Source organism: Nocardioides panacisoli (assembly GCF_019448235.1).
Taxonomy (GTDB): Bacteria; Actinomycetota; Actinomycetes; order Propionibacteriales; family Nocardioidaceae; genus Nocardioides; species Nocardioides panacisoli_A.
Window position 1 is genome coordinate 511685 of record NZ_CP080409.1, and the last position, 26513, is coordinate 538197.

Here is a 26513-nt window from a genome sequence, read left to right on the forward strand (position 1 = left end):
GCGCGATCAGGTCGAGCAGCCCGCCCGGGTGAGCTTGCGAGCCCGGGACCGGGCGTGTCGAGACCACGTGAGTTGGGAGCCCGAAGATGACGAGCGTTCTGGTGGTCGATGGTGCCAACGTCGTCGGGGCGCGCCCCGACGGGTGGTGGAAGGACCGTGCGGGGGCGGCACAGCGCCTGCACGAGTCGCTGCTGGTCGCGGACCTCGAGCACGACGTCGTCGTCCTGGTCCTCGAGGGGCAGGCCAAGGGCGGGGTCCGCGCCGGTAGGGACGCCCATGTGCGGACGGTGCACGCGCCGCGGGACGGTGACGCCACGATCGTCGCGGAGGCGCGCAAGGCGGCCGACCGCGGCGACCGCGTGGTCGTGGTGACCGCCGATCGTGCCCTCGACGCCCGGTGCCACGGCGCCGGTGCCACGACGGTCACGCCGTCGTGGTTGCTCGATCGCATCTGAGGGTCCCCGGTCTCGACGAGCCGGTCGCCGCCCCCCGCGGGCTCGCGCCGGCGCGGCTGCTCGACCTCCTCGCCGGACGCGCGTCACGCGAGCGTGGCGCGCTCGGCTCGGATACCGTCGGCCCATGACGCCACTTCGTTTCTCCGGACCGGTGTTGCCCGATGGTGAGCCCCGTGAGGTGTACGTCGTCAACGGGTACATCACCTACGAGCGCCCCGCTGGTGCGGAGACCCACGCCGAGGGCTGGATCGTCCCGGGCCTGGTCGACGCCCACAACCACCTGGGCCTGGAGGACGGCGGTGCTGTCGAGGATCCGGCCGAGGTGGAGGCCCAGGCCGTCGCCGACCGCGACACCGGCGTACTGCTGACCCGCGACTGCGGGTCCCCGGTCGACACGCGTTGGACGCAGGCGCGCGAGGACCTGCCGCGGCTGATCCGGTGCGGGCGGCACGTGGCCCGCACCAAGCGCTACCTCCGCAACTACGGCGTCGAGGTCGAGCCCGAGGACCTGGACGCCACCGTGGCCGAGCAGGCCGATTCCGGCGACGGGTGGGTCAAGCTCGTGGGGGACTGGATCTCGCGTGAGGAGGGGGACCTCGCGCCGTCCTTCCCCGCCGAGGCGGCGGCCAGCGCCGTGGCGACCGCGCACGCGCGGGGCGCCAAGGTCACCGCACACTGCTTCGGCAGCGAGTCGCTCTCTCCGCTGCTCGACGCCGGCATCGACTGCATCGAGCACGGCACCGGCCTCACCGAGGCGCACATCGAGCAGATGGTGTCCCAGGGGGTCGCGCTGGTGCCAACGGTGCAGCAGACCGACAAGTTCACCGAGTACGTCGAGGCGGGGCGCGAGAAGTTCCCCGACTACGCCGCCACGATGGAGCGACTCCACCGCCAGCGGCGCGACGTCCTCATGGCCGCCCACGAGGCCGGCGTCCCGCTCTACGTCGGCAGTGACGGCGGCGGCTCGGCCCGCCACGGCTGCCTCCACGAGGAGATCCGCGCGATGGTCGACATGGGCCTGACGCCGGAGTACGTCCTCGGTGCCGCCTCCTGGCTGGGCCGCGCGTGGCTGGGCTGGAACGCCGGACTGGAGGAGGGCGACCCGGCCGACTTCGTGGTCTACCCCCGCAACCCGCTGGAGGACCTGTCGGTCCTGGCCGACCCGTCGTACGTCGTCCTGCGCGGCCGAGTGGTCGCCTGAGGCCCTCCGGGGGTCAGGTGCGGCTGCGCCGGACCAGGGTGACCACCAGCAGCACCAGGCCGCCGAGCCCCAGCGCGATGCCGATGCCGCAGGAGAGCAGCATCGCGACGATCACGGTGGCGACGCCGGGCAGGGCGCTGATCCGGACCTCGGTCCCCGGGACGGGGGAGTCGCAGGTCAGGACCACGTCGCCGGCGCCGGTGCCGAATCGGTTGCTCGCCCGCCACTCGTTGACCGTGTACTCACCACCGGGTCGCTCGAAGCGGACGGCGTCACCGTCGGCGTCCACGGCGGTGCAGGTGGCGGGCTCGCCCTCGCGCAGCCACAGGCCGCGCTCCTCACCGGCGGGCAACGACACCACGTGCTCGCGGCCGTCGGCCGCGACGACGGCGTCGGCGTCGAAGAGGGGCTTCCAGGTCGCGACCATCCCGACCACCAGCACCACGACGCCGAGCACCATGAGGAGGACGCCCAGCCACACCCCGCGCAGGCCGGGACGCGGGCGAGCAGGCCGGGGCGGCGGTGGCGGAGCGTCGTGGGCTGGGGGCTGGCTCATGGCCACAGTCTGGCGCCATGCGGTGGTCACCGGCCCGATTTTCGACGCGTGCCGATCTCTGGCAGACTCTGCCGCTGAGTTCTGTGTCGGTCGGACCCTCTCAACCGTCCGCCACAGCGCCCACCGATGTGACCAGCCGGTCCCCACTCCGGTCGGTTCACCTCCACCCACCACGATTTTCGAGGAGACACCACAAACGTGGCCGTCAAGATTCGTCTCAAGCGCCTGGGCAAGGTCCGGGTGCCGCAGTACCGCATCGTCGTCGTCGACTCGCGCAAGAAGCGCGACGGCCAGGTGATCGAGGAGATCGGTCACTACCGCCCCAAGGAGGAGCCGTCGCACATCGACGTGCTCTCCGAGCGCGCGCAGTACTGGCTCGGTGTCGGCGCACAGCCGTCCGAGACCGTGACCCGCATCCTGGAGCTCACCGGCGACTGGCAGAAGTTCAAGGGCATCGACGGCGCCGAGAGCACCGTGAAGTCCGCTGCTGCGCGGCGCGACAAGCTCGACATCTTCAACGAGGCCCTCAAGGAGGCCGAGAGCGAGCCCAAGGCCGAGGCCGTGACCGCTCCGAAGAAGAAGGACGAGCCGAAGGCCACCAAGACCGAGCAGGAGCCCGCCGCCGAGACCGACGCCGAGAAGGCCGACACCGAGGTCGAGGCGAAGGTCGAGGACAAGGCCGCCGAGCCCGAGGTCGCTGACGAGCCGGTCGCCGAGGCCGAGGACAAGTCCTGATGCTCGCCGACGCGCTCGACCACCTGGTGCGGGGCATCGTCGACAACCCCGACGAGGTCACCGTGCGCGACAAGCAGTTGCGCCGGGGGTCGCTGCTCGAGGTCCGGGTCCACCCCGACGACCTCGGCAAGGTGATCGGTCGCGGTGGCCGCACGGCCACCGCGTTCCGCACCGTCATCTCGGCGCTCGACGGCGGCAACAACGCCCGCATCGACTTCGTCGACGTCGACCGTCAGGGCCAGCGCTAGGTCGTGAGCGACGGCGCCGAGCACCTCGAGGTCGTGGTCGCCCGGATCGGGAAACCCCACGGCATCCGCGGTGAGGTGACCGTCGAGGTGCGCACCGACGAGCCCGACCGCCGGCTCGCCGTCGGCGCTCGACTCGATGCCGCTGCCCCCCGTGACGGGGAGTTCGCCCACGCGACCCTCACCGTCACGGGGGCGCGGTGGCACCAGACCAGGTTGCTGCTCACCTTCGCCGAGATCGGCGACCGCACCGCCGCCGAGACAGCTCGCGGCGTGGTGCTCTCCGCGAGCGTCCCCGCAGCCGAGACGCCCCAGGACCCCGACGAGTTCTACCTGCACGAGCTGGTCGGTCTCACCGTGCACGACACCGACGGCACCCGCCTGGGCGAGGTGACCGGGCTGCTGCAGGGTGCCCAGGACCTCCTCGAGGTGACCACCCCCGACCGTCGCCGCGCACTCGTGCCGTTCGTGGCGGCGCTGGTGCCCGAGGTCGACGTCGCCGGCGGTCGGCTCGTGGTCGCGGACCGGCCGGGACTGGTGTCCCGGTTCGAGGACGACCAGTGAGACTCGACTACGTCACGATCTTTCCCGACTACCTCGCCCCGCTGCAGCTGAGCCTGCCGGGACGCGCGGTCGCCGGCGGCCTGCTGGAGGTCGCGGTCCACGACCTGCGCGACTGGACCCACGACCGCCATCGCACGGTCGACGACACTCCCTACGGCGGTGGCGCCGGCATGGTCATGAAGCCCGAGCCGTGGGGCGAGGCGCTCGATGACCTCGCGATCGCGGAGCAGGACACGATCGTCTTCCCGACGCCGGCCGGCGAGCGTTTCGACCAGCGCAAGGCGGAGGAACTCTCGGCCCGTCCCCGCCTGGTCTTCGCCTGCGGCCGCTACGAGGGCATCGACCAGCGCGTGGTGGAGCATGCCCGCGAGATCGCCCACGTCGAGGAGCTGTCGCTGGGTGACTACGTCCTCAACGGCGGCGAGGTCGCGGCGCTGGCCATGACCGAGGCGGTGGTGCGGCTGCTGCCCGGCTTCATGGGCAACGCCGACTCGTTGGTGGAGGAGTCCCACGCGACCGGCCTCCTGGAGTACCCCACCTACACCAAGCCGGCCACCTGGCGGGGTCGCGACGTCCCCGAGGTGCTGCTCTCCGGTGACCACGGCCGCATCGCGCAGTGGCGCACCGACCAGGCGCGACGGCGTACCGCCGAGCGGCGCCCGGACCTGCTGCCGCCGGACTAGTCCACCGGCACCGCTGCGCCGCACTCCCGCCATCTGGACGCGGGAGCACGAGATCGAAACACGAACCGGCCACCTGTTACCTGGCCGAAACCTCACGAGGGGCTGCCCGCAACACCTCGACAGCAAGATCTCGGTCGAACGTGATGGCCGCAGTGCCGCGGCCCGCGACCCAACTCCCGAGCAAATGAGGTACGTATGTCTCTCGATCTCGCATGGCTGTTGCTGTGCACGGCACTGGTGATCTTCATGACGCCGGGCCTGGCCTTCTTCTACGGCGGGCTGGTGAAGTCCAAGTCCGTAGTCTCGATGATGATGCTGAGCTTCGGGTCGCTCGGCCTGGTCACTGTCCTGTGGGTGCTCTACGGCGCCACCGGCATCGGCGCCCTGGGTGACGGTCCGATCAGCCAGTTCTTCGGCAACCCGTTCCAGGACTTCGGCCTCACCGAATCGGTGACCGCCGACGACGGCACGCTGGGCGGCATCGCGTTCGGTGCCTCCTTCGCGATCATCACCGTCGCGCTGATCTCCGGCGCCATCGCCGACCGCGCCCGGTTCTTCCCGTGGCTGCTCTTCGCGGGCATCTGGGCGACGCTGGTCTACTTCCCCGGCCAGGCCTGGGTGTGGGGCGGCGGCTGGATCGGCAGCGGTGACGGCATCCTCAACGGCGTCCCCGCCCTCGACTGGGCCGGCGGCACCGTGGTGCACCAGGCCTCCGGTGCTGCTGCCCTGGCGCTCGCGCTGGTGCTCGGTCGCCGCAAGGTCGGCTTCTCCAAGGAGGAGTCCGCTCCGCACAACGTCCCGCTGGTGCTCATCGGCGCGTCGATCCTGTGGTTCGGTTGGTTCGGCTTCAACACCGGTGCCTACGGCGCTGACGAGGCGCAGACCAGCCTCATCTTCATCAACACCTTGATCGCTCCCGCCGCCGCCATGCTCGGATGGCTCGTGGTCGAGCACTTCAAGGAGGGCAAGGCGACCGCCGTGGGCGGTGCCTCGGGCATCGTGGCCGGCCTCGTGGCCATCACCCCGGCCTGTGCGCACATCACCCCGCTGTGGGCCATCGGCCTGGGCGCGATCGCCGGTGCCATCTGCGCCTTCGCGGTCGACCTGAAGTTCAAGTGGGGCTTCGACGACACCCTCGACGTGGTGGGCATCCACCTGGTCGCCGGCTTCGTCGGCTGCATCTCGCTCGGCTTCATCGCCAAGTACGACGCCGAGGGTCTCTTCTACGGCGGTGGCGCCGGCCAGTTGTGGTCGCAGTTCTCCTCGTCGGTCATCATGATCGCCTGGGCGTTCGCCGTGGCGTACGTCGCCGGCACGGTGATCGAGAAGACCATCGGCCTGCGGGCCAAGGAGGAGGACGAGGTCGCCGGTATCGACCAGGTCCTCCACGGCAGCGAGGGCTACGCCCTCGACTGATCCCTCCGCTGGTCGTCGACAGGCCCGTCCCGGTCTCCCGGGGCGGGCCTGTCGCGTGCGTACCGCCTGGGGGGGGGGGGGGCTCAGTCGCGGTGGCGGTGGGTCGCGGCGCGGATGCGCTGGCTGAGGTCGTGCACCTCGGCGAGGATGTCCGAGGCCAGCCACACCGGCGCTCGGCGGGATCGGGGCGCCCGGTCGAGCACCCCGGCGGCCACGGCGGTCGCCATGGCCGCCTCGACCTCCTCGGTGGTGCCGCCGACGTGACGGGCAACCAGCTCGACGTTGACGATCGGCTCCTCGGTGAGCAGGTCCAGCAGTCGGTGCAGCGGCGTACCGGGGCGAGTGCCACCGACGGCGTCGTGCCAACGGCTCCGGATCTCGCCGAGCGTGGTCGCCGTGCGCCAGGACTCCGTCGTCGCGCTCCCGATCGCCGCGGAGAGCAGCGCGATGATGCTCCTCGCGTGGCCGGCGCGGTAGTCGTTGAGGGCGTCGAAGTAGCTGTCCCGGTGCGTGACCAGCCCGGAGGCGATCGGCACCGTGAGGTGTCGGGTGACCCGCCGTCGACGCAGCACGGCGTGGATCAGCGTGCGGCCGATCCGGCCGTTGCCGTCGATGAAGGGGTGGATGGACTCGAACTGCGCGTGCACGACGGCGGCTTGCACGACCGGCGGGACGTCGAGGCGGTCGGCGAAGGCGAACAGGTCGTCGAGATAGGCGGACACCGTCTCCGGTGGCGGCGGGACGTGGAGGGCGTCCCGGGGCGACCAGTCGCTGCCGCCGACCCAGTTCTGCGTGCTGCGGAAGTGCCCGGCGCGGTGCGACTCGTCGGGATTGCGGCGGAACAGGTCGTGGTGGGCACGACTGATCGCCTCGCGCCGAATCGACCGGGTCCGTTCGGCGTCCTCGACCATGCGGGTCAGGGCCGCCGTCGCCGATGCCATCGAGGTCGCCGAGGCGTTGGCGCCGACGCCGAGCAGCGCACGTCCGTAGTCGGCGAGGCTGGCGTCGACGTTCTCGATCTTGGACGAGTCCACCGACTCGGTGCGCAGTTGGAGGTGGTTGAGCGCCTCCAGGGTGCGGCCGTGCACCAGGTCCAGATGGCTCAGGCCGCCGGCGGTCGCCGTCGTCATCGCCGAGAGCGTGCGGTCCAGCGGATAGTCGAGGTCGCGGATCATCGGGGGGAGCGAGACCGTGACCTCGCGCAACTGACGATCCGCCCGCGGTCCGCGGCGGATACGCTGGCGCCAGGGCCGCACCTCGCTGCGGTGGGGTTCCCAGTCGACGGTCGGCTCGGCCACCCGACCATCCTTGCCCACCCGGTCGTTGATTTCTCGCCCGGGTGGCCGATGTGGGAAGATTCTTCGTCGCGTGCCGTGGACGCTTCTGCCACAGGGGAACCGTCGTCCGACGCGCGCTCGAGATCACGACCCCCGATACCGCGGATGACCTGTGGCACTCGCGAGGAGAAACCATGAGCAAGACCGTGTCCTCCCAGGCCCACCCCGGCGTCGTCGCCGAGATCGGCAACGCCCACAAGCGTGACGACATCCCCGAGTTCCGTGCCGGCGACACCGTCAAGGTGCACGTCAAGGTCACCGAGGGCAACCGGAGCCGTGTCCAGGTCTTCCAGGGCGTCGTGATCGGCATCCAGGGCAGCGGCATCGGCCGCACCTTCACCGTCCGCAAGATCTCCTTCGGTGTCGGCGTGGAGCGGACCTTCCCGATGCACTCGCCGATCTTTGAGAAGATCGAGGTCGCCGTGCGCGGTGACGTGCGTCGCGCCAAGCTGTACTACCTGCGCAACCTGCGCGGCAAGGCCGCCAAGATCCCGGAGCGCCGCGAGTCCTGAGGCAGGTCGTTCCGACCCACCTCCTACACTCGCAGCCGTGACAGCCGACTCCTCCGACGCCGGGAACCCGCAGTCCCCGGACGGGGGGCGTGACGCGGACGGATCGCGCCAGCGCGAACGCAAGCACCTGCCGGTCTGGCAGGAAACCCTGCTGCTGTTGGTGCTGGCCCTCGGCCTCGCCGTGGTCATCAAGGCCGTCCTGCTCCAGGCGTTCTACATCCCCTCGGAGTCGATGGAGCCGGGCCTGATCCGCAACGACCGGATCCTGGTCCAGAAGGTCTCCTACTGGTTCGGCGGCGAGCCGGAGCGCGGCGACGTCGTCGTCTTCGAGGACCCCGGCGGCTGGCTGTCCACCGCGGACACCCCCGGCCCCACCGGCCTGGCCAAGGGCCTGTCCTACGTGGGTCTCTACCCCACCGGTGGGCACCTGGTGAAGCGGGTGATCGGCACGCCCGGCGACGTCATCGAGTGCTGTGACGGCCAGGGGCGCCTGAAGGTCAACGGGGAGCCGATCGACGAGTCGGACTACCTCACCACCACCCAGGACCAGTGCAACGCCCCGGTCGACGGGTCGATCACCGAACGCGGCACCGACTTCCACCGGCGGTGCGACTGGACGATCACCGTCGCGCCCGGGAAGCTCTTCGTGCTCGGCGACAACCGCCAGCACTCCGCCGACTCCCGGGCCCACCTGTGTGCGGTCAACGCCGACCCGTGCACCGAGAGCCCTTGGGTGGACCAGGACCGCGTCGTCGGCAAGGTGTTCGCCCTGGTGTGGCCCACCGACCGGTGGTCGTGGGTCAGCCGACCGGCACCGTTCGCCGACGTCCCGGACGGCGCTCCCGCCGCCCAGTAGCCGCGCCATGTCCACGTTTCCCAAGGGTGCGACCATCCGCCGCGATGCCGGTCTGTACGGCTACGAACGGGCCCTGCGTCGCCGAGGGCTGGACCCCATCGCCGGCGTCGACGAGGCCGGACGCGGTGCCTGTGCGGGGCCGCTGGTCGCCGGGGCGGCGATCCTGCCTGCGGGGCGCCCGGGCATCATCCCCGAGCTCGCCGACTCCAAGCTGCTGACCGCCGCCGCCCGGGAGCGCTGTTACGACCGGATCGTCCGCAAGGCACTCGCCTGGTCCGTGGTCGTCATCGAGGCGGGGGAGTGCGACCGGCTCGGGATGCACGTGGCCAACGTCGAGGCGCTGCGGCGCGCCGTGGCCAAGCTCGACGTGCCCCCCGCCTACGTGCTCACCGACGGGTTCGGCGTCGACGGCCTCGGCGTCCCGGGCCTGGCGGTGTGGAAGGGCGACCGCGTGGCGGCGTGCGTGGCGGCCGCGTCGGTCATCGCGAAGGTGACCCGCGACCGGATCATGACCGAGCTCCACGGTGAGTGGCCGGCGTACGACTTCGCCACCCACAAGGGCTACATCACCCCCACGCACCGGCAGGTCCTCGCCGAGCGGGGGCCGACACCGATCCACCGCATGCGGTTCATCAACGTCCGGCGGGCCGCAGGGTTAGAGTCGGAGGGCGTTCGTCGAGCGTGTCGAGACGCCCCTGAGTCGGCCAGCGCCAGTGAGGAGTGCGGATGAGTGCGGAGGATCTCGAGAAGTACGAGACCGAGCAGGAGTTGCGGCTCTACCGGGAGTACCGCGACGTCGTCGGGATCTTCAAGTACGTCGTCGAGACCGACCGGCGCTTCTACCTGTGCAACTCCGTCGACGTGAAGGCACGCACCGAGGCCGGTGAGGTGTTCTTCGAGGTCACCATCACCGACGCGTGGGTGTGGGACATCTATCGTCCCGCGCGATTCGCGAAGAACATCAAGGTGCTGACGTTCAAGGACGTCAACGTGGAGGAGCTCGCATCTCAGGACTTCGAGCCGCCCGACCGGTAGGCGCTGGGCCACGTCGACTGGTCCGTTGGGACCAGGAGCGCGCACCCGATGCCCGATCCTCCCGGGCGGTGCTGCCGCTACCGTGACGGTCGTCGTGCTCTCGGGCGAGGGCGGCTGTGGCGATAGGAGTACGCGTGAAGGGCACGGGCCCAGCATCCCGAGAGCGGGACGAGCGGGGAGCTGTCGCGGTGATGACGGCGTTCCTGCTCCCTGTCCTGCTGCTGGCGTGCGCCTTCGTCGTGGACCTGGGGCTGCAGCGTGTGGCGCGCGCGGACGCCCAGGCACTGGCCGACATCGTCGCGCTGGACCTCGCCCGCGAGCTCGACGGCCGTGAGATCAGCCCGGCGTACCAGTCCGCCATGGAGGCCGCAGCCGCCGTCTCCCTGGCCCGCAACGGCTCGGTCGTCGGCGGCGACGACCACACACCCGTGCTCGACGTCCGGCTGGGGGCACTCGACGCGGACGGGGACTTCAGCCCCATGGCCAGCGGTATCCCGACCGCGGTGCAGGTGGTCGCGGACACCGGGGTCGACTTCGCGTTCGCGGGCATGACCGGTCAGGGATCCGGGACGGCGTCCCGGTCGGCCGTCGGTGTCTCGGACTCGGCCGCCTGCTTCCAGTTGGGATCCTGGGCGGCGACCCTCGAACCGGGGGCAGCGCCGCTGTTCGAGGACCTCCTCGGGCAGGTGCTCGGCAAGTCGGTGGTGAAGGCGGGCGGATGGGACGGTCTCGCGACCTCGAACCTCGCACTGGCCGACATCATCGCCGCGGACTCGATCTCGGTCGGCACCGTCGACGGCCTGTTGTCCCTGCCCGGCCTGACGGCCGGCGAGGTCTACCTGGCGATGGCCGACGTCCTCCGGGCCGACGGCGCGATCGCCCAGGCAGACGTCCTCGACGCGGCGGCGGTCAGCGCCATCGGCGACGTGGTGATCGACGCCGGCGAGCTGTTCGCGTTGTCCACCGCCACCGACGCCGCGCTCGCGACCGAGTTCAACGCGCTCGACCTCCTCATCGGCACGGCCTTCCTCGCCAACGGGGAGAACTTCTTCGCGCTCAAGCCGCTCCAGGCGGCGATCCCGCACGTCGGTGTCACCTCCGCCGAGCTCTCGATCATCGAGAACCCGCGCCGCGCCTGCAACCAGGACACCGCGGAGACCGCCCAGGTCAAGCTCGACGCGCTCGCCAAGCTGGCCATGAGCACCAGCCTGTTGAAGATCAACAAGCTGGTCGACCTGAAGCTGGTCGACAACACCATCGACCTCGCGATCGACATCGACCTGGCCGGTGCCCAGGGCACCCTGACCGACTACTCCTGCGACCCCGCCACGTTCGAGGCGGACGTGTGGCGTGACCTGGTCACGTTGCGGCTCTCGGGGAACGTCGTGGTCGAGGGTGGGGTGTCGGTCAGCGTCCTGGGTCTGCCGAAGCTGGTCGAGGTCCCCGTGCGCTTCGAGCTCGATCTGGAGGCCGACGGCAGCCGGGCCGCCGGCACTCCCGCCCACGTGGGCCCGGTGAGCTATCCACCGCAGGCCTGGGGCGACCCCGTGAAGGTCGGTGGCGAGGACCTCGCCCTGCCCTACGTCACGGTCAATCGCGTCGACGGGAGCCTCGACCTGGACCCGGTGAAGGTGGGACCGATCAGCATCCCCGTGGACGTGCTCGAGCCGCTGGTCGATGGGGTCCTGGACGGGCTGATGGGCACGATCCGGTCCGAGTTCGTCATCGTGAACCCGCTCATCGACAAGCTCAACGGCATCGTCGGTCCGCTGAGCACCGGCATCGGGCTCTCCACCGCCGGAGCGGACTTCTTCGGCCTCCCGACGCCGACCTGCCAGCAGCCCGCGCTGCGCGGCTGAACCGGCGCCACGGCCGCCACGCTCCGGCCCACTCCCGATCCACAGCCACGTCTCCGGGGTCACTTGTCCACACCCGGTGACGTCCCGGGTCGTCGATGTCGCCTCCCGCCCCGACGCTGCTGGCAGGAGGTTGGACATGACTCAGACAACGACGAGCGGCACGACCGCCGCGCAGCGACAGGCACTCGGCACCTACGGCGAGCACGTCGCCGAGCGCCACCTGGTGCGACAGGGCATGGCCGTGCTGGAACGCAACTGGTCCTGCGACGAGGGGGAGGTGGACCTGCTGCTGCGCGAGGGACCGACCCTGGTGGTGTGCGAGGTCAAGACCCGCACCGGCGACACCGGCGGCACGCCGCACGAGGCCATCGATGAGGACAAGCTCGCCCGTCTCGTGCGCCTGGGGGAGCGATGGACCCGGGAACGCGGCGTACGGCCCCCGGAGATGCGCATCGACCTCGTGGCGGTGGTGAAGCCGCGACGTGGCCCGGCGGCGGTCGACCACGTCCGGGGGCTGGTGTAGATGCCGGTCGCGACGACCCACACGCTCGCGCTCAACGGGGCGGTCGGCCACCTCATCGACGTCCAGGCCGACGTGTCGCCGGGACAGGTCGGCACGGCCGTCGTCGGCCGCGCCGACACCGGGGTCCGGGAAGGTGTCGACCGGGTGCGCATGGCCATCCACAACAGCCGACTCGGGTGGCCGGCCACGAAGCGGATCACCGTGCTGCTCTCCCCGGCCGACGTGCACAAGTCGGGCACGCACTTCGACCTCGGGCTCGCCATTGCGATCCTGGCGGCCAACGGCGCGCTCCCGGCCGAGGTCGGGGAGCGGGTCGTGTTCGTCGGTGAGCTGACGCTCGCCGGTGGCCTGCGCCCGGCGACCGGCGTCCTCCCGATGGTCCTCGCCGCCGCCGACCGTGGCATCACCACGGTGTTCGTGCCCGAGCCGCAGGTCGAGGAGGCATCCTTGGTGCCCGGCGTGGCGGTGTACGGCGTCCGGTCCCTGGCCCAGGTGGTGGCCCAGATCCGGGGGGAGGAGATCCCCGAGGCGCCGCCGGTCGCCGCGGCGTCCGGCTCCTCGCTGGTGTCCTGGCGCGGCGAGGAACGGCTGGAGGAGCTCGACCTGGCCGACCTGCACGGGCTCGCCGACACCAAGTACGCCGTGGAGGTCGCGGCGGCAGGTGGTCACCCGATCCTGCTCAGCGGTCCCAAGGGCGCCGGCAAGACGAGCATCGCCGAGCGGATCCCCACGCTCCTGCCCGACCTCGAGCGGGAGGAGTCCCTGGAGCTCACGGCCGTGCACTCCCTGGCCGGCGTCCTCGACCCCTCCGTGGGCATGCTCAGCCGCCCGCCGTTCGCCGCGCCCCACCACGACGCCAGCAAGGCGAGCCTGATCGGTGGTGGACAGGGCCAGGTGCGGCCCGGCGAGGTCAGTCGGGCCCATGCCGGCGTGCTCTTCCTCGACGAGTTCCCGCTGTTCCGCAGCGACATCATCGAAGCACTGCGCCAACCGCTGGAGAGCGGTGACATCACCGTGGCGCGTCGCGAGGAGTCGGTCACGCTCCCGGCGCGCGGCATGCTCGTGCTGGCCTGCAACCCCTGTCCGTGCGGGGAGTACAGCAACGACCCGGGAGCCGATCGGTGCCGTTGTCTGGAACGGCTCCGCCGGGAGTACCGCCGCAAGATGTCGGGCCCGATCGCCGACCGGATCGACATCACCCGCCACGTCCATCCGGCGCGCGCCTGCGAGATCGATCCGTTCGCGCCGCCCGAGGCCTCCGCGACCGTCCGCGCCCGCGTTGCGGCCGCTCGAGCGCGACAGCGGGACCGGTTCGCCGGGCGCAGCTGGCGGCTCAACGCCCATCTGCCGGGGCCGCAGCTCAAGCGCGAGTGGCCACCGACCCAGGAGGCGCAACGGTTGGTCGACGACGAGACCCACCAGGGTCGCCTCAGTGCCCGCGGAGCGGTCCGCGTGCTCCGGCTGGCGTGGACGATCGCCGACCTGCGGGCCGGCGTGACCGGGAGCGACCTCGTCCCCGGTGAGGACGAGGTGCGGACCGCCCTGCGGCTGAGGTCCGGCGACCCCGTGGACCTACGGGCGATGGCGCGCCCCTTGGAGGACGCGGGATGACGCCGGGTGACGGGACGGGGTCCGTCGCGCGGCGCGAGGATGCGGAGCGGCTGGCCCGCGTCACGATCAGTCTGGTGGCCGAGCCGGGGGACCCGGTCTTCGCAGGGCTCACCCACGAGCTCGGCGGTGCGGTGTTCCTGGCGGCCCTGCGGGAGGACGCCGACCGCCACGAGGAGCTCGCCGCGGCCTCCGCCCGACTGACCGAGGTCGACCCGGACCGGGCACTGGACCAGGCCGCACGACTCGGCGTCCGTTTCGTGATGCCGGGGGACGAGGAGTGGCCGGCGCCGCTCGAGGACCTGGCCGCGGCCGGAGCGGTGCAGGAACGCGGCGGCCCGCCGGTCGGGTTGTGGGTGCGGGGCCCGATGCGACTGGACCGACTGACGGCATCGGTCGCCGTGGTCGGCTCGCGGTCGGCCACGACGTACGGCGACCACGTGGCGGGCGAGATCAGCGCGCGGCTCGGGCAGGAGGGGGTGCCGGTGATCTCCGGCGCCGCGTTCGGCATCGACCGTGCCGCCCACCGCGGATCGGTCAGCGCCGGAGCGCCCACGGCGGCGGTCCTCGCCTGCGGCGCCGACCGCGTCTATCCCACCGCCCATCGTGACCTGCTGGACTACCTCGCCCGCGAGCACGCCGTCATCTCCGAGGCGCCGATCGGGGCGGCGCCGCACCGGGTCCGGTTCCTTGCGCGCAATCGCATCATCGCGGCGCTGAGCCGGGGGACCGTCGTGGTCGAGGCAGCCGCGCGCAGCGGCGCCCTCAACACCGCCAACTGGGCCCAGCGGTTGCACCGCCCCGTGATGGGCGTACCCGGCCCCGTCACCAGTGCCGCATCGGTGGGCGTGCACCACCAGGTCCGCACCGGCGCGGCGATGCTGGTTACCGGGGGAGAGGACGTGCTGGAGGTGATCGGTGCCGCGGGCGAGCACCTGATCGAGGAGCCGCGGGGCCCCGAGCACGCCCGTGACCTACTCCCGGTGCGGCAGCGGCAGGTCCTCGACGCCGTGCCCGTCGGTGGCACCGCCGGCACGGCCTCGATCGCCTCCGTCGCAGGTCTCGCGGTGGTCCAGGTGGGACGCATCCTGCAGGCGCTCCAGGGTCACGGGCTCGTCGACAGATCCCCGACCGGCTGGTGGCTGACCGACGCCGGCCGCGCCTGAAGGGCGGCACGTCCGAGGCGCGAACCTCACCATTTTGGGGGACGCCCCCGCGGCCGGGACCGCTCTACCGTTGCTCTCGGCCGCACGAGGTGTCCGGGTCCCCGAGGCGGCAGTTTCACGCAAAGGTTCCGTTCATTGGGGGGCGGTGTTCGTCGACTGTCGGCGGATGTCGCGGACCGAGCTCTGCTGGTCATGTTGCCCCGACACCAGACCTCACGGGGGAAACATGTTGCACAACGCCATCACCCGCGCCCGTCGTGTCCGTCGCGACGACGCCGGCTTCACGCTCATCGAGCTGCTCATCGTCATCGTCATCCTCGGGGTGCTCGCCGCGATCGTCGTCTTCTCGGTCAGCGGCATCACCGACACCGGTGACACCGCCGCCTGCGAGGCCGAGGTCCAGACCGTGGCCACGGCCGAGGAGGCGCACTACGCGGACCGGGGGAGCTACGGCTCGCTCTCGGACCTGGCCACGAACGGCTTCCTGCGGGACGCGGACACCGAGTACGTCGCGTCGGCCTCCGCCGGCGACGGAAGCCTGACGATGGTCGCCGGCGCGCCCTGCGCTGCTGGCTGATCTGCGATCGGTGCGAGTGGGGCCGTCGCTCGTCGGCGGCCCCACCTGCACCAGTGACCGGGAGGGTCCCATGTCCCACGCACACCGTTGCATCGGTGACCGCATCGACGGGTTGCTCGACGCGCTCTGGCGGGCCGGCGGCACCGACCTGATGCTGACGGTCGGGCTGCCGCCGATGGTCCGCGTCGACGGCACGCTCGCCCCGCTGCCCGGGCGTGCTGCCCTGACGGCCGACGACACCACTGCGCTGCTGTCGGAGGTGCTCACCAATGAGCAGCGTCACGCCTGGCAACGCAGTCACGAGTACGACTTCTCCTTCTCCTGGCGCGACCACGCCCGCGTCCGGGGCAATGCCTTCACCCAACGCGGGATGACCGCGGTGGCGCTGCGGATGATCCCGCGCGCGATCCCGTCCCCGGACGCGCTGGGCCTGCCGCCGGTGCTGCGGGAGCTCTCGCTGCGCCACCAGGGCCTGATCCTGATGACCGGTCCGACGGGCTCGGGCAAGTCGACCACACTGGCGTCCTTGGTTGACGTGATCAACACGAATCGCGGCTGCCACATCATCACCGTCGAGGATCCGATCGAGTACGTCCACGACCACAAGCTGGCCGCGGTGAACCAACGGGAGGTCGGCACCGACACCGGCACCTTCCACGAGGCGTTGCGATCGGTCCTCCGCGAGGATCCCGACGTGCTGCTGGTGGGAGAGATGCGGGACCTGGAGTCGATCGCCTTCGCCCTCACCGTGGCCGAGACCGGACACCTGGTGTTCGCGACACTCCACACCAACGACACCGCCCAGTCGCTGGGGCGGATGATCGACGTGTTCCCGGCCGAGCAGCAGGCGCAGATCCGCGTCCAGCTCGCGGCGGCGCTGAGCTGTGTCGTCTACCAGCGCTTGGTCCCGCGCATCGGGGGCGGCATGGTCGGCGTCTACGAGGTGCTGGTCGCCAACTCCGCCGTGCGCAACCTCATCAAGGAGGGCAAGACCCACCAGTTGCGCAACTCGATCGTGACCGGATCGCGAGAAGGCATGGTGACTCTCGAGCAATCGCTGTCCCAGCTGGTGCAGCAGGGGGTCATCAGCGAGGAGGACGCGGTGGCGCGCAGTCTCCATCCGAGGGACATCGACCCCTTTGCCCGCCGGCCCGTCCCGATGACGACCTGAGGTCGCGTCATGAAGCTCACCCGACGCAAGGAGCGCGAGTCCGAGCCACTCCCCGTCCCCGCGGCGGAGGAGGACGATGATCGGCTCGCCCGCCTGCTCATCACCTCTCGCACCGTCGAGCCGCACCACCTCGACGCTGCTCGGTCCGCCCGGGGGCCGCGTTCCCTCGCCGAGCAGCTGATCGCCTCGGACGTCGTGGCCGATGACCGACTCGCGTCGCTGGTGGCGGCACACCACGGCGCGCCGGTCGTGGACCTCAGTGCGGTGGAACTGGACCGGCACGCGCTCGACCTCCTCGACGCCGACGAGGCCCGGAGGATGCGCGCCGTGCCCCTCGCCGCCACCGAGGACGACGTCACCGTCGCCGTCCTCGACCCGGCACCGGAGCGGATGCTCGTCCTGGCCGACATGCTCGGCCGCACCGTCACCCCCGTGGTGGCGACCCATCGTGACCTCGGGCTGGCCCTCGACGATGCCTACCGCGCCACCCGGGACATCGGCAGCCACGTCGAATCCTTCGAGGCGCGCGACTCGCTGCGCCAGGAGGCCGCCGACCTCGAGGCCGTCAGCGCCAGCGACGACGCACCGGTGGTGCGGGTCGTGCAGAAGGTCATTACGCAGGGCTTGCGCGATCGCGCCTCGGACATCCACATCGAGCCCATCGGCGACCGGGTGCGGGTGCGGTACCGCATCGACGGCGCCCTGGTCGACGTCCTCGACCTGCCGGGGTCCATCGGCCCCGCGCTGGTCAGCCGCGTGAAGATCCTGGGCGGCATGAACATCGTCGAGCGCCGCCGCCCGCAGGACGGGCAGATCAGCATGGACGTGGAGGGCCGCGACGTCGACATCCGGGTCTCCACCACCGCGGTGGTCGGCGGTGAGAAGGTCGTGATGCGGCTGCTGGACAAGAGTCGCCCGCTCTTCCGGCTCGCCCAGCTCGGCATGCCCCCGGACACTGTCGAGCGGTACTCCGCGCTGCTCCAGTCGCCGTTCGGGATGGTGATCTGTGCGGGTCCCACCGGAGGTGGGAAGACCACCACGCTGTACGCCTCCCTCGGGGAACTCAACACGCCCGAGCGCAACCTGATGACCATCGAGGACCCGGTCGAGTACACCTTCGACTCGATCAACCAGATCCAGATCAACGAACCGGCCGGCATCACCTTCGCCGGCGGATTGAAGTCCATCCTCCGGCAGGACCCCGACGTCATCCTCGTCGGCGAGGTCCGCGACGTCGACACGGCCCGCATCGCCGTCCAGTCCGCCCTGACCGGGCACTTCGTGCTGTCTTCTCTGCACGCCACCGAGGCGGTCTCGGCGCTCTACCGGCTGCTGGACATGGGCATCGAGGCGTTCCTGATCGCCTCGTCGGTCACCGCCGTCGTCGCGCAACGCCTGGTGCGTCGCAGTTGCGTGTCCTGCCTGGCGCCCTACGACCCCTCACCCGAGGAGCGCGGTTTCTTCGCGGCGTACGGCGGCACCCAACCAAGCGGCGGCTTCGTCCGCGGCGCCGGTTGTCGGTTCTGCGCCCACACCGGGTACCTCGAACGGATCGGCGTCTACGAGATGCTCGCGGTCACCGACGAGGTCCGCGAGCTCATCATCGACCGCGCGCCGCACGACCAGGTGCGGAAGCTGGCGCGGACCCAGGGCATGCGGACGCTGCAGGAGCAGGCGGTCCGCCTCGTCGAGGACGGCACCACGACGGTCGCCGAGGTCATGCGATCCATCTACGTAGCGGGGGTGTGAGCGATGCCCAAGTTCGCCTACGTCGGCGTCGACGTCGACGGGGAACCGGTCAAGGGGACCCACCGGGCGGTGAGCCGGGTGGAGGCGGAGATCGCGCTCCACGGGCTCCACGTCCGCGACCTCCGCGTCCACGAGAAGAAGAGCCTCCTCCAGTACGAGATCTCCGGGCCGCGGATCAAGCGTGAGGAGGTCATGCACCTCTCACGCCAGGTCGCTGCCTTCCTGCGTGCCGGGCTGCCGATCCTCGACGCCGTGCACTCCATCGGAGTCGAAAGTGACAACTCCTCGGTGCGACGGATGATGAACGACATCGAGGACGGCCTGCGCGCCGGTGAGCGGTTCTCCGACACCCTGGAGCGCTACCCGAAGGTCTTTCCCGCGTTCTATCGAGGGATCGTGCGGTCGGCCGAGCTGACCGGCGAGCTCGACGACGTCCTCGCACGGTTGGCGCTCTACCTCGAGCGCGATCTGGAGGCCCGGCGCAAGATCAAGTCGGCACTGATGTACCCGGCGGTGGTGGCGGCGATGTCCATCGTCACGGTCCTCGTGCTGGCGGTCTACGTGCTGCCCAAGTTCTCCGACTTCTTCGCCAGCCTGGACGCCGAACTGCCGCTGGCCACGCGGATGCTCATGGGCTTCACCGGCTTCCTGGGTGAGTGGTGGTGGGCGATCCTGGCGTGCCTCGGAGGGGCCGTCGTGGTCGGAGTCGTCGCGCTGCGCTTCCGGCGGGGCAAGTACGCACGCGACGCGCTGTTGCTGAGGATCCCGGTGCTCGGCGAGGCCATCCAGTACGCCCTGGTCGAGCGGTTCTGCCGGGTCCTCGGATCCATGGTCAGTGCGGGTGTCAACCTTCCGGAGGCGCTCGCCGTCACCACGGAGTCGCTCCGCAACCGGGTCTACGTCCGGCGGCTCCACGGTGTCGCAGAGGCGATGCTGGAGGGCGACGGCATCGCCACCCCGCTCGCGCGCACCGAGCTGTTCCCCGGCACCGCGACGCAGATGCTGCGCGTCGGTGAGGAGACCGGGTCGCTGGACGGGCAACTCGACGTGACGGCGCAGTACTACGAGGTCGAGCTGGACTACAAGATCAACAAGCTGACCGCGCTGTTCGAACCGATCGTCATCGTGACCATGGGCCTCATCGTCGGGTTCGTGGCCGTGGCCCTGATCTCGGCCATGTACGGGATCTTCAACGCCGTGGAGATCTGACGATGCGCAGCAGAGCGGTGCGCGACGACGCCGGCGCGACCCTCGTCGAGACGGTCGTGGCGCTGACGATCCTAGGACTCGCCGCCGTGGCGATCCTGGGGGGCATCGAGTTCAGCATCAGGTCCTCCGACGTCCACCGCAAGCAGGCCACCGGCGGTGCCTACGTCCGAAGCCTGGCGGAGGCCGTGCAGGACCACGTCGGGTCCGGTCACTACCAGGACTGCGCCGGTGCTGACCACTACACCGGCCAGGTGTCGCTCGGCACGCTCCCGGCCGGCTACACCACGAGCCAGTCGGCGGCGCAGAGCTGGAACGGCACGGCGTGGGTCGGCTGCAGCGGCGGCGACGACGGCATTCAGCGGGTACGGCTCTCGGTCACCAGCCCCGGCGATGCGCAGCACAGCGCAGCGGAAACGATGTACGTCGTCCTCCGTCGACCCTGCGACGGACCGGTCGGGAACCCGTGTTGACGCGGGGGCGCGAGCGCATGCGGGCCGAGGACGGATTCACGCTCGTGGAACTGGTCATGACCGTGGCGATTCTCGGCATCGTCGTCGCAGGACTCTCCGGCGTGGTCATCCAGTACCTCAAGACCGCCGGAACCACCCAGGCGCGGCTCACCGAGTCCGTCGACCAGCAGTTCGTCTCCACCTACTGGCAGCAGGACGTGAGCAGCCTCGGTCGCCGTGGCTACGCGCCGGCTGCTGCCGATCCGTTCCCGAGTCAGTCCTCGGTCTGGGTGGGGTCCTCGCCTCCGGGGTGCGGCGGGCCGGTGGGCACGGTGGTCATCGGCTTCGGATGGCAGGACTACCCCTCCGCCGAGAACGACCCGGACCAGGCGTGGACCGCGACGGTCAGCCACGTGGCGAAGTACGTCGCCACCACGACCGACGGCCAGACCCGGCTGACCCGTGTGCGGTGCCTCGGCGGCTCGGTGACCGACACCCACGTTGTGGCCCGTCACCTGACGGCGGCGCCGACCGTGGCGTGCCACGACTCCGTGGGGGCCCTCACCCCCTGCACCTCGGCCAGTCCGTTGCCGGCCACGGTCACGCTCACCATCGACGTCGGCGTGCAGGACGGGCCCGGAACGACGACCTACAGCACCACCCTGACGGCGGAACGGAGGCAGGGATGAGGCGCGTGGCTCTCAACGCCTGGCGCCGCGACGACGGCGCCATCCTGGTGATCGCAATCATCGTGGTCACCACGGTTGCCCTCGTTACCGGCGCCGTCCTCAGCCAGAGCGGAGGGAACTTCATCGCCACCACCAAGCTGCGCGATGTGGCCTCGACCTCGTACGCGGCGGACGCGGCGGCGAACGTGGCGATCAACCACCTCGAACAGGGGTCCGACGCCCACGACCCGGGTGCGTCCTACCCGCCCTCCCCGTGGGTCTTCAACGACAGTCTCGACGGCGCGGGCTGCTTCGGCATCGACGGTGACGGCAGCCCGCGCGACGAGATCCAGCTCAGCGACATCGACCCGGACGGCGACGCCAACGCGGTACGTGTGTCGGCAGCCGTCACGTGCGATCGCGTTGCGGGGACGGGCATCTTCGGCACCGGCGTCGGCGTCGGCGCGGAAGGTGATGGGCGAGCGCTCACCGTTCTCCAGGACGGACTCACCGTCGATCCGCTGGGCGGGGGTAACGACAACGACTTCCTGGTCCGCGGTGGGATCGCTGCCAACGGTGGGATCGCCGTGACGCACGGGAACCTCTACACCAACAGCTACGTGTGGAGCACCAGCTGCCACCCCGGCGACATCGTCAGCGAGGTCGGTGACGTGCAGTGCAGCCATCCGCCCGTCCCCGACCCCGCTGCTGGCGTGGCAGCGAACCTGGTCGACGTCCCTGCCCTCCGGAAGCCGACCGGCTGCACCTTCCAGCCGGGCCACTACGACGATGCCGTGGCGCTGACCTCCGCGACCAACGCCTGCAGCACGACCCACTTCCTGCCCGGCGACTACTACTTCGACTTCCGCAACGATGACCCCGACAACAACGGGGCAATGCCCGACGGCCCCAACGAGTGGACCATCAACACCACGGTGGTCGGTGGTCAGCTCGGAGACACCGCCACGCCACCGGGGGCCTGCGTCAGCCCGATCGACTCCGCCAGCGCCGAAGGCGTCCAGTTCGTGTTCGGCCACGACAGCCGCATCGTGCTCGGCAAGGACGCCGAGGTGGAGTTGTGCGGCGACCATCTCGGGGGAACCGCCCCCGTCGTCCTGTTCGGCCTGCGCGACGGCGACGCCGCACCGCCGGAGCAGGCGACCCTGACCGCCGACGTCGTCGACCTGGAGAGCAGCGGCCCGGGCGCCGGCTTCAGTCCCGCCACGGCGACGGGACAACTCGACGAGGTCGATGGCCAGGTCATCACCTGGACGATCGAGGACACCGACGCCGACGACGGCAACGGCAACGGGAATGGCAACGGCAACGGGAATGGCAACGGCAACGGGAATGGCAACGGGAACGGCAACGGCGGTGGCGGGAGCTCCGACGGCGCGGGCGTCGTGACACTTACCGGGTTCGCCCCGTCAGATGCCGTGCCGGATGGCGCGCTGCTGACCGACGCCACGCTGGTCGTGCGCCACCGGGAGGACGGTGACGACGTCGAGGACCTCGCCGTGGAGGTCACCGTGGACTCGGCCAGTTCCGAGCAGACCTGGGCCACGAGCGACACGTGGCGCGAGGACGAGCTGGACGTGACTGAGCTGCTGGCGCCCGCAGTCCACGACGGGGGCGTGGGAGGGGACCTGCCGACCGTGGAGGTCACCGCCGCGGGGAGCGACGCCGTCGTCGACATCGATGCCGTCGAGCTGGAACTCGAGTACCGTCCGCCGTCGTTGCGCGCCCAGGCAGCGGACATCACGTTCCTGACCGGGTCCAGCGGCTCGAGCTGGAAGGGATCCTTCGTCGTCCAGGGGAGCACCTACGTCCCCGAGGGTGGGATCGACCTCGACATCGGCAACCAGAACGCGGTGGTCGGCTTCCGGTGGGGGCTGGTGGCGCGCGAAGCCGTGATCCGCGGCCTTCCGCAGTACCCCTTCGCGCATCCGGTGGTGTCGATCCCGGAAGACGGGCCCGGCTTCGGCAGCAACGTCACGGCCGTGGACCTGAGGGTCTACGTCTGTGCGGATCAGGCGACCTGTTCGAGCGCAACGGGGGAGCCCGCACTCACCTCGCGGGTGCTGATCACCGATCCGACCGACCAGCCGGCCGAGCCCGGCCGACGACGGATGAAGGTGCTGAGTTGGAGCCAGCAGCGCTGAACGACGTCCCATCGGCCGCCCTCGTCCCACTCGCCGCGGTCGTCGGGTTGGTGATCGGGTCGTTCCTCAACGTGGTCATCCACCGTGTGCCGGCAGGGGAGTCGGTCGTGCGGCCGCCGTCGGCCTGTCCGGAGTGCGGCACCGTGATCCGTGCCCGGCACAACATCCCCGTCCTCGGATGGCTGCTGCTCCGCGGCGCCTGTGCCGACTGTGCCACCCCCATCAGCGTGCGCTACCCGCTGGTGGAAGTGGGGACCGCCGCGGCCTTCGTCGTCGTCGCGCTCCGGTTCCGCGACGACCTCGCGGTGCTGCCGGCGTTCCTGGACTTCGCTGCGGTCGGCATCGTCCTGACCGCCATCGACCTGGACGTGCGCCGGCTCCCGAACGTGATCGTGCTGCCGACCTATCCGGCGTTGGCGGTGCTGCTCGCGGTCGGCTGGGACAGCGATGCCCTGCTACGGGCGCTCCTGGGGGCCGGGGGTGTGTTCGCTGCGTTCTTCCTCCTCGCGATGCTGGTTCCGGGCGGACTCGGCTTCGGCGACGTGAAGCTGGCGGGGCTGATCGGGGGCATGACGGCGTACCTGTCCTGGGGGACGCTCCTCGTCGGCGTCTTCGGCGGATTCCTGCTCGGCGCCCTGGCCGGCGTGATGTTGCTCGCCGGTGGTCGTGCCGACCGACGGAGTGCGGTGCCGTTCGGACCGTTCCTGGTGCTGGGGGCGTGGACCTCGATCCTGGGAGCCCACCACTTCGGTGATGTGTACCTCTCGGCGGTCCTGGGCGTGTGACGGGCCGTCCCCGCCGGCGCCACCACGCGCGACCTCCCCGGAGATGACGCCCGCCACTCCTAGAGTCGTCACGTGATCGCGAACGTGGACGATGTCGAGCCCGAGCGGGAGCCTCCCGAGGCGTTCGCGGTCGTGCTCGCCGACTACGAGCGACACCTCGCGCGCGAACGCGACCTGGCGCCGTCGACGGTGCGTGCCTATCTCGCCGATGTCGCCGGCCTGCTCGAACACGCCCACCGGCTGGGACTCACCGACCCGCAGCAGCTCGACCTGCGGACGCTGCGCAGCTGGCTGGCCCAACAGCAGTCCCTGGGGAAGTCACGCACCACCATCGCGCGGCGTGCCACCGCCGCGCGGGTCTTCACCGGATGGCTGGCCCGCACCGGGCGCGCGTCCCATGACGCCGGCTCCGCGCTGGGGTCACCGCGTCCCCACCAGGTGCTGCCCGAGGTGTTGCGAGTGCCCGAGGCCCGTGCGGTCATTGCCGCGGCAGCCGAGGCCGCCGACGACGGCAGCGCTGTGGGCCTGCGGGACGTGGCGTGCCTGGAGCTGCTCTACGCGACCGGGATGCGGGTGGGGGAGTTGGTCGGCATCGACGTCGACGACCTCGATCGGGACCGGAACGTCGTCCGGGTGTTCGGCAAGGGACGCAAGGAGCGCACGGTGCCCTTCGGTGTCCCCGCCGCTCGGGCGTTGGACGACTGGTTGGGTCGGGGGCGACCGCAGTTGGCGCGTGCGGGGTCCGGACCGGCCCTGTTCCTGGGGGCCCGTGGCGGCCGGCTCGACCAGCGCGCCGTGCGCACGATGGTCCATCGCCGGCTCGCCGAGGTGCCGGGAGCACCGGACCTCGGCCCGCACGGCCTACGGCACACTGCTGCGACCCACCTGCTCGAGGGTGGGGCGGACCTGCGGTCGGTCCAGGAACTGCTGGGCCACGCCTCGCTCGCGACCACGCAGCGCTACACCCACGTCACGTCCGACCGGTTGCGCCGCGCCTACCAGCAGGCCCACCCCAGAGCCTGACCTCGCTGGCTCCCGCCACAACGGGAGCAGTCGCACCGGACGGTCCGCCCCGACCAGGCGCAGGGGGTCCAGGTAGGTCTCGCCACGGCGCCACCCCCAGTGGAGGCACGCGTCGGGGAAGCAGTGCGAACCCGGCCGCTGCAGCCGGCCGAGCAGGTCGCCGGCAGCCACGCGGTCCCCGACGTCCACCGTGGCGGAGACCGGCTCGTAGGTGGTGCGCGTGTCGCCGTGGGACACCACCACGACGCCTCGCCCGGCGAGGGGAGCGGCAAAGGTCACCCGCCCGGGCAGCGCGGCCCCGACGGGCTGCCCGACGCGGCCGAGGACGTCCACGCCGCGATGCCCGGATCCGTAGGTCGATGCCGGCGGCGCGAAGTCGCCGACCACGGTGGGACGGGGCCGCAGCGGCCACCGTCCGGTCGGGTCGACCTCGGCACGGGCCGGTGCGGTCCCGGTCGCGAGCACCAGGGCCAGGAGCATGGTGAGGAGCAGCAGGCGTCGCATGCGAGGAGCCTGCCGGGGCGGGCCGTCTCGCGCCGCGACGGTCGTGGCGCGCGAGCGGTGTTGGTGGACGGCCGGGCGGGGCTGTGGAGGCGACCGGGCCCCTGACGCGGCGCAGGTGACCGCACGCGGTGATTCGCGGCGGGACCGAGGACGACGTATTCTGTGACGACCGGCTCCCAGGAGCCGGAATTCGCATGCCCACAGACCACGACGGTGTCGCTCCGGCACCGACCGCCCGTGGGCGCGGATCCTCGGTCCGTCCGGCTCGCCGGACGGTGGGGTCCCGCGTGGGCATCAGGGTGGCACCTCGTCCCGTGCGCGGCGTCACAGCAACTGACAACACAACCGGAGATCCACCGTCGGGCGCGCTCTCACCTGCAAGGGCGCGCGGTACGACGGCGGCTCCACAAGGAGACATCATGGCAGTCGTGACCATGCGCCAGCTCCTCGAGAGCGGCGTCCACTTCGGGCACCAGACCCGGCGCTGGAACCCCAAGATGCGGCGGTTCATCCTCACCGATCGCAACGGCATCTACATCATCGACCTGCAGCAGTCGCTGGCCTACATCGACCGCAGTTACGCCTTCATCAAGGAGACCGTGGCCAAGGGCGGGTCGGTGCTCTTCGTCGGCACCAAGAAGCAGGCCCAGGAGGCCATCGCCGAGCAGGCGACCCGCGTCGGGATGCCCTACGTCAACCAGCGCTGGCTGGGCGGCATGCTCACGAACTTCGCCACCGTGCACCAGCGGATCAACCGCCTGAAGGAACTCGACGAGATCGACTACGACGACGTCGCGGGTTCGGGTCGGACCAAGAAGGAGCTGCTGCAGCTCAAGCGTGAGCGCGACAAGCTCCAGAAGACCCTCGGCGGTATCCGCGAGATGGGCCGTACCCCGGCCGCGATGTGGATCGTCGACACCAACAAGGAGCACCTCGCCGTCGAGGAGGCCCGCAAGCTGCGGATCCCGATCATCGGCATCCTGGACTCCAACTGCGACCCCGACCAGGTCGACTTCCCGATCCCGGGCAACGACGACGCGATCCGCGCCGTCGGCCTGCTGACGCGCGTCGTCGCCGACGCGGTCGCCGAGGGCCTCATCGAGCGCTCCGGCGGCAAGGGCGAGGACGCCGGGGCCGAGGAGCCGCTGGCCGAGTGGGAGCGCGAGCTGCTCGAGAAGGGTGACGCGGACGCCGACAAGCTCGACGCCGCCAAGCCCGAGGGCGCCCCCGACCCGTCGGAGAGCCAGGAGGCCAAGACCGAGCGGGCCGCCGCCGAGGACCCCCTGGTGGCGAAGGCCGAGGACGGCGAGATCGCCGCCGAGAAGGCCGCCGCTGGCACTCCGGCCGCGGCTGCTGGCGAGGCCGAGGGCGACGAGTCGTCGGAGCAGCCGGCCGGCGACACCGCCGACGCCACCACCGAGGCCTGAGTCGCCCCGGCGACCACCACCCCATCCACTTTCGAAGA

Annotated in this window: 27 protein-coding genes and 1 pseudogene; 25 read left to right on the forward strand and 3 right to left on the reverse strand. The window is 71.1% G+C overall.

Going from position 1 to position 26513, the window contains the following annotated elements; all coding sequences use genetic code 11:
- The first annotated feature begins 86 nt into the window (after positions 1–86).
- Both KUV85_RS02515 and KUV85_RS02520 read left to right on the forward strand, forming a co-directional pair.
- Positions 87–455, forward strand: a complete 369-nt coding sequence (locus tag KUV85_RS02515) for an NYN domain-containing protein (protein ID WP_219961643.1) — start codon at positions 87–89, stop codon at positions 453–455.
- A gap of 124 nt (positions 456–579) precedes the next feature.
- Complete coding sequence (locus KUV85_RS02520; protein ID WP_219961644.1) at positions 580–1656, forward strand: amidohydrolase family protein; 1077 nt, start codon at positions 580–582, stop codon at positions 1654–1656.
- Positions 1657–1669: 13 nt separating this feature from the next.
- Here KUV85_RS02520 and KUV85_RS02525 read toward each other — a convergent pair whose 3' ends face one another.
- A complete protein-coding gene (locus KUV85_RS02525) occupies positions 1670–2212 on the reverse strand; it encodes a hypothetical protein (protein ID WP_219961645.1) in 543 nt (180 codons plus the stop codon).
- 198 nt (positions 2213–2410) lie between these two features.
- On the opposite strand from KUV85_RS02525, the gene rpsP reads away from it, so the two are divergent.
- From rpsP to KUV85_RS02550, 5 genes are all read left to right on the forward strand, one after another.
- A complete protein-coding gene (rpsP, locus tag KUV85_RS02530; RefSeq protein WP_219961646.1) occupies positions 2411–2947 on the forward strand; it encodes a 30S ribosomal protein S16 in 537 nt (178 codons plus the stop codon).
- Positions 2947–3195 carry an RNA-binding protein gene (locus KUV85_RS02535; RefSeq protein ID WP_219961647.1) on the forward strand — a complete coding sequence of 83 codons (249 nt, stop codon included), beginning with the start codon at positions 2947–2949 and terminating at the stop codon, positions 3193–3195. Before rpsP ends, KUV85_RS02535 begins: the two co-directional genes overlap by 1 nt.
- 3 nt (positions 3196–3198) lie before the next feature.
- Positions 3199–3756, forward strand: a complete 558-nt coding sequence (gene rimM / locus KUV85_RS02540; RefSeq protein ID WP_219961648.1) for a ribosome maturation factor RimM — start codon at positions 3199–3201, stop codon at positions 3754–3756.
- Complete coding sequence (gene trmD / locus KUV85_RS02545; RefSeq protein WP_219961649.1) at positions 3753–4439, forward strand: tRNA (guanosine(37)-N1)-methyltransferase TrmD; 687 nt, start codon at positions 3753–3755, stop codon at positions 4437–4439. Before rimM ends, trmD begins: the two co-directional genes overlap by 4 nt.
- Before the next feature lie 195 nt (positions 4440–4634).
- Positions 4635–5855, forward strand: a complete 1221-nt coding sequence (locus KUV85_RS02550; RefSeq protein ID WP_219961650.1) for an ammonium transporter — start codon at positions 4635–4637, stop codon at positions 5853–5855.
- Between the two features lie 83 nt (positions 5856–5938).
- Here the strand turns inward: KUV85_RS02550 and KUV85_RS02555 are convergent, their stop codons facing one another.
- Positions 5939–7153 carry a Fic family protein gene (locus KUV85_RS02555; RefSeq protein WP_219961651.1) on the reverse strand — a complete coding sequence of 405 codons (1215 nt, stop codon included), beginning with the start codon at positions 7151–7153 and terminating at the stop codon, positions 5939–5941.
- 173 nt (positions 7154–7326) lie between these two features.
- Between KUV85_RS02555 and rplS the strand changes: the two genes are divergently transcribed.
- The 17 genes from rplS to KUV85_RS02640 all read left to right on the forward strand — a co-directional run bounded on the left by rplS (position 7327) and on the right by KUV85_RS02640 (position 24544).
- A complete protein-coding gene (gene rplS / locus KUV85_RS02560; RefSeq protein WP_219961652.1) occupies positions 7327–7704 on the forward strand; it encodes a 50S ribosomal protein L19 in 378 nt (125 codons plus the stop codon).
- Positions 7705–7741: 37 nt separating this feature from the next.
- Positions 7742–8560, forward strand: coding sequence for a signal peptidase I (gene lepB, locus KUV85_RS02565; RefSeq protein WP_219961653.1), 819 nt, complete (start codon positions 7742–7744; stop codon positions 8558–8560).
- A 7-nt stretch (positions 8561–8567) separates the two neighbouring features.
- Entirely contained in the window at positions 8568–9290 is a 723-nt protein-coding gene (locus KUV85_RS02570; RefSeq protein ID WP_219961654.1) for a ribonuclease HII, read from the forward strand.
- A complete protein-coding gene (locus KUV85_RS02575; RefSeq protein WP_219961655.1) occupies positions 9287–9595 on the forward strand; it encodes a DUF2469 domain-containing protein in 309 nt (102 codons plus the stop codon). Before KUV85_RS02570 ends, KUV85_RS02575 begins: the two co-directional genes overlap by 4 nt.
- Before the next feature lie 188 nt (positions 9596–9783).
- The gene (locus tag KUV85_RS02580; protein ID WP_425299379.1) at positions 9784–11454 is read left to right on the forward strand and encodes a hypothetical protein; all 1671 of its coding nucleotides are present in this window, start codon (positions 9784–9786) and stop codon (positions 11452–11454) included.
- A gap of 136 nt (positions 11455–11590) precedes the next feature.
- Entirely contained in the window at positions 11591–11977 is a 387-nt protein-coding gene (locus tag KUV85_RS02585; protein ID WP_219961657.1) for a YraN family protein, read from the forward strand.
- On the forward strand, positions 11978–13588 hold the full coding sequence (locus KUV85_RS02590; protein ID WP_219961658.1) for a YifB family Mg chelatase-like AAA ATPase: 1611 nt from the start codon (positions 11978–11980) through the stop codon (positions 13586–13588).
- A complete protein-coding gene (dprA, locus tag KUV85_RS02595) occupies positions 13585–14751 on the forward strand; it encodes a DNA-processing protein DprA (RefSeq protein WP_219961659.1) in 1167 nt (388 codons plus the stop codon). The genes KUV85_RS02590 and dprA overlap by 4 nt, the downstream gene beginning before the upstream one ends.
- Before the next feature lie 226 nt (positions 14752–14977).
- Entirely contained in the window at positions 14978–15328 is a 351-nt protein-coding gene (locus KUV85_RS02600) for a competence type IV pilus major pilin ComGC (protein WP_219961660.1), read from the forward strand.
- 70 nt (positions 15329–15398) lie between these two features.
- Positions 15399–16499 carry a type IV pilus twitching motility protein PilT gene (locus KUV85_RS02605; RefSeq protein WP_219961661.1) on the forward strand — a complete coding sequence of 367 codons (1101 nt, stop codon included), beginning with the start codon at positions 15399–15401 and terminating at the stop codon, positions 16497–16499.
- Positions 16500–16508: 9 nt separating this feature from the next.
- On the forward strand, positions 16509–18248 hold the full coding sequence (locus KUV85_RS02610) for a GspE/PulE family protein (protein ID WP_219961662.1): 1740 nt from the start codon (positions 16509–16511) through the stop codon (positions 18246–18248).
- A gap of 3 nt (positions 18249–18251) precedes the next feature.
- Entirely contained in the window at positions 18252–19457 is a 1206-nt protein-coding gene (locus KUV85_RS02615) for a type II secretion system F family protein (protein WP_219961663.1), read from the forward strand.
- Positions 19458–19459: 2 nt separating this feature from the next.
- Positions 19460–19927 (forward strand): type IV pilus modification PilV family protein, encoded by a 468-nt coding sequence (locus tag KUV85_RS02620; RefSeq protein WP_219961664.1) that lies wholly within the window; start codon positions 19460–19462, stop codon positions 19925–19927.
- Between the two features lie 17 nt (positions 19928–19944).
- Positions 19945–20595, forward strand: coding sequence for a PilW family protein (locus KUV85_RS02625; protein ID WP_219961665.1), 651 nt, complete (start codon positions 19945–19947; stop codon positions 20593–20595).
- Positions 20592–22736: a hypothetical protein gene (locus KUV85_RS02630; protein WP_219961666.1), complete on the forward strand. Its 2145-nt coding sequence runs from the start codon at positions 20592–20594 to the stop codon at positions 22734–22736. Before KUV85_RS02625 ends, KUV85_RS02630 begins: the two co-directional genes overlap by 4 nt.
- Positions 22718–23521, forward strand: a complete 804-nt coding sequence (locus KUV85_RS02635) for a prepilin peptidase (protein WP_219961667.1) — start codon at positions 22718–22720, stop codon at positions 23519–23521. The genes KUV85_RS02630 and KUV85_RS02635 overlap by 19 nt, the downstream gene beginning before the upstream one ends.
- Before the next feature lie 72 nt (positions 23522–23593).
- Positions 23594–24544, forward strand: coding sequence for a tyrosine recombinase XerC (locus tag KUV85_RS02640; protein ID WP_219961668.1), 951 nt, complete (start codon positions 23594–23596; stop codon positions 24542–24544).
- Positions 24545–24619: 75 nt separating this feature from the next.
- Here the strand turns inward: KUV85_RS02640 and KUV85_RS17520 are convergent.
- Positions 24620–25048 (reverse strand): annotated as a pseudogene (locus tag KUV85_RS17520) (peptidoglycan DD-metalloendopeptidase family protein); the annotation flags it as partial.
- A gap of 419 nt (positions 25049–25467) precedes the next feature.
- Between KUV85_RS17520 and rpsB the strand changes: the two are divergent.
- A complete protein-coding gene (rpsB, locus tag KUV85_RS02645; protein WP_219961669.1) occupies positions 25468–26475 on the forward strand; it encodes a 30S ribosomal protein S2 in 1008 nt (335 codons plus the stop codon).
- Positions 26476–26513 lie beyond the last annotated feature (38 nt).

Bases quoted from the DNA above. Each gene is read 5' to 3' on its own strand.
- rplS (WP_219961652.1), top strand. From the start codon at position 7,327: ATGAGCAAGACCGTGTCCTCCCAGGCCCACCCCGGCGTCGTCGCCGAG.
- KUV85_RS02520 (WP_219961644.1), top strand. From the start codon at position 580: ATGACGCCACTTCGTTTCTCCGGACCGGTGTTGCCCGATGGTGAGCCC.
- dprA (WP_219961659.1), top strand. From the start codon at position 13,585: ATGACGCCGGGTGACGGGACGGGGTCCGTCGCGCGGCGCGAGGATGCG.
- KUV85_RS02525 (WP_219961645.1), bottom strand. From the start codon at position 2,212: ATGAGCCAGCCCCCAGCCCACGACGCTCCGCCACCGCCGCCCCGGCCT.
- KUV85_RS02615 (WP_219961663.1), top strand. From the start codon at position 18,252: ATGCCCAAGTTCGCCTACGTCGGCGTCGACGTCGACGGGGAACCGGTC.
- KUV85_RS02550 (WP_219961650.1), top strand. From the start codon at position 4,635: ATGTCTCTCGATCTCGCATGGCTGTTGCTGTGCACGGCACTGGTGATC.
- KUV85_RS02585 (WP_219961657.1), top strand. From the start codon at position 11,591: ATGACTCAGACAACGACGAGCGGCACGACCGCCGCGCAGCGACAGGCA.
- KUV85_RS02570 (WP_219961654.1), top strand. From the start codon at position 8,568: ATGTCCACGTTTCCCAAGGGTGCGACCATCCGCCGCGATGCCGGTCTG.
- KUV85_RS02625 (WP_219961665.1), top strand. From the start codon at position 19,945: ATGCGGGCCGAGGACGGATTCACGCTCGTGGAACTGGTCATGACCGTG.
- KUV85_RS02630 (WP_219961666.1), top strand. From the start codon at position 20,592: ATGAGGCGCGTGGCTCTCAACGCCTGGCGCCGCGACGACGGCGCCATC.
- KUV85_RS02590 (WP_219961658.1), top strand. From the start codon at position 11,978: ATGCCGGTCGCGACGACCCACACGCTCGCGCTCAACGGGGCGGTCGGC.
- KUV85_RS02515 (WP_219961643.1), top strand. From the start codon at position 87: ATGACGAGCGTTCTGGTGGTCGATGGTGCCAACGTCGTCGGGGCGCGC.
- KUV85_RS02605 (WP_219961661.1), top strand. From the start codon at position 15,399: ATGTCCCACGCACACCGTTGCATCGGTGACCGCATCGACGGGTTGCTC.
- KUV85_RS02610 (WP_219961662.1), top strand. From the start codon at position 16,509: ATGAAGCTCACCCGACGCAAGGAGCGCGAGTCCGAGCCACTCCCCGTC.
- KUV85_RS02620 (WP_219961664.1), top strand. From the start codon at position 19,460: ATGCGCAGCAGAGCGGTGCGCGACGACGCCGGCGCGACCCTCGTCGAG.
- KUV85_RS02575 (WP_219961655.1), top strand. From the start codon at position 9,287: ATGAGTGCGGAGGATCTCGAGAAGTACGAGACCGAGCAGGAGTTGCGG.
- KUV85_RS02600 (WP_219961660.1), top strand. From the start codon at position 14,978: ATGTTGCACAACGCCATCACCCGCGCCCGTCGTGTCCGTCGCGACGAC.
- KUV85_RS02535 (WP_219961647.1), top strand. From the start codon at position 2,947: ATGCTCGCCGACGCGCTCGACCACCTGGTGCGGGGCATCGTCGACAAC.
- rpsB (WP_219961669.1), top strand. From the start codon at position 25,468: ATGGCAGTCGTGACCATGCGCCAGCTCCTCGAGAGCGGCGTCCACTTC.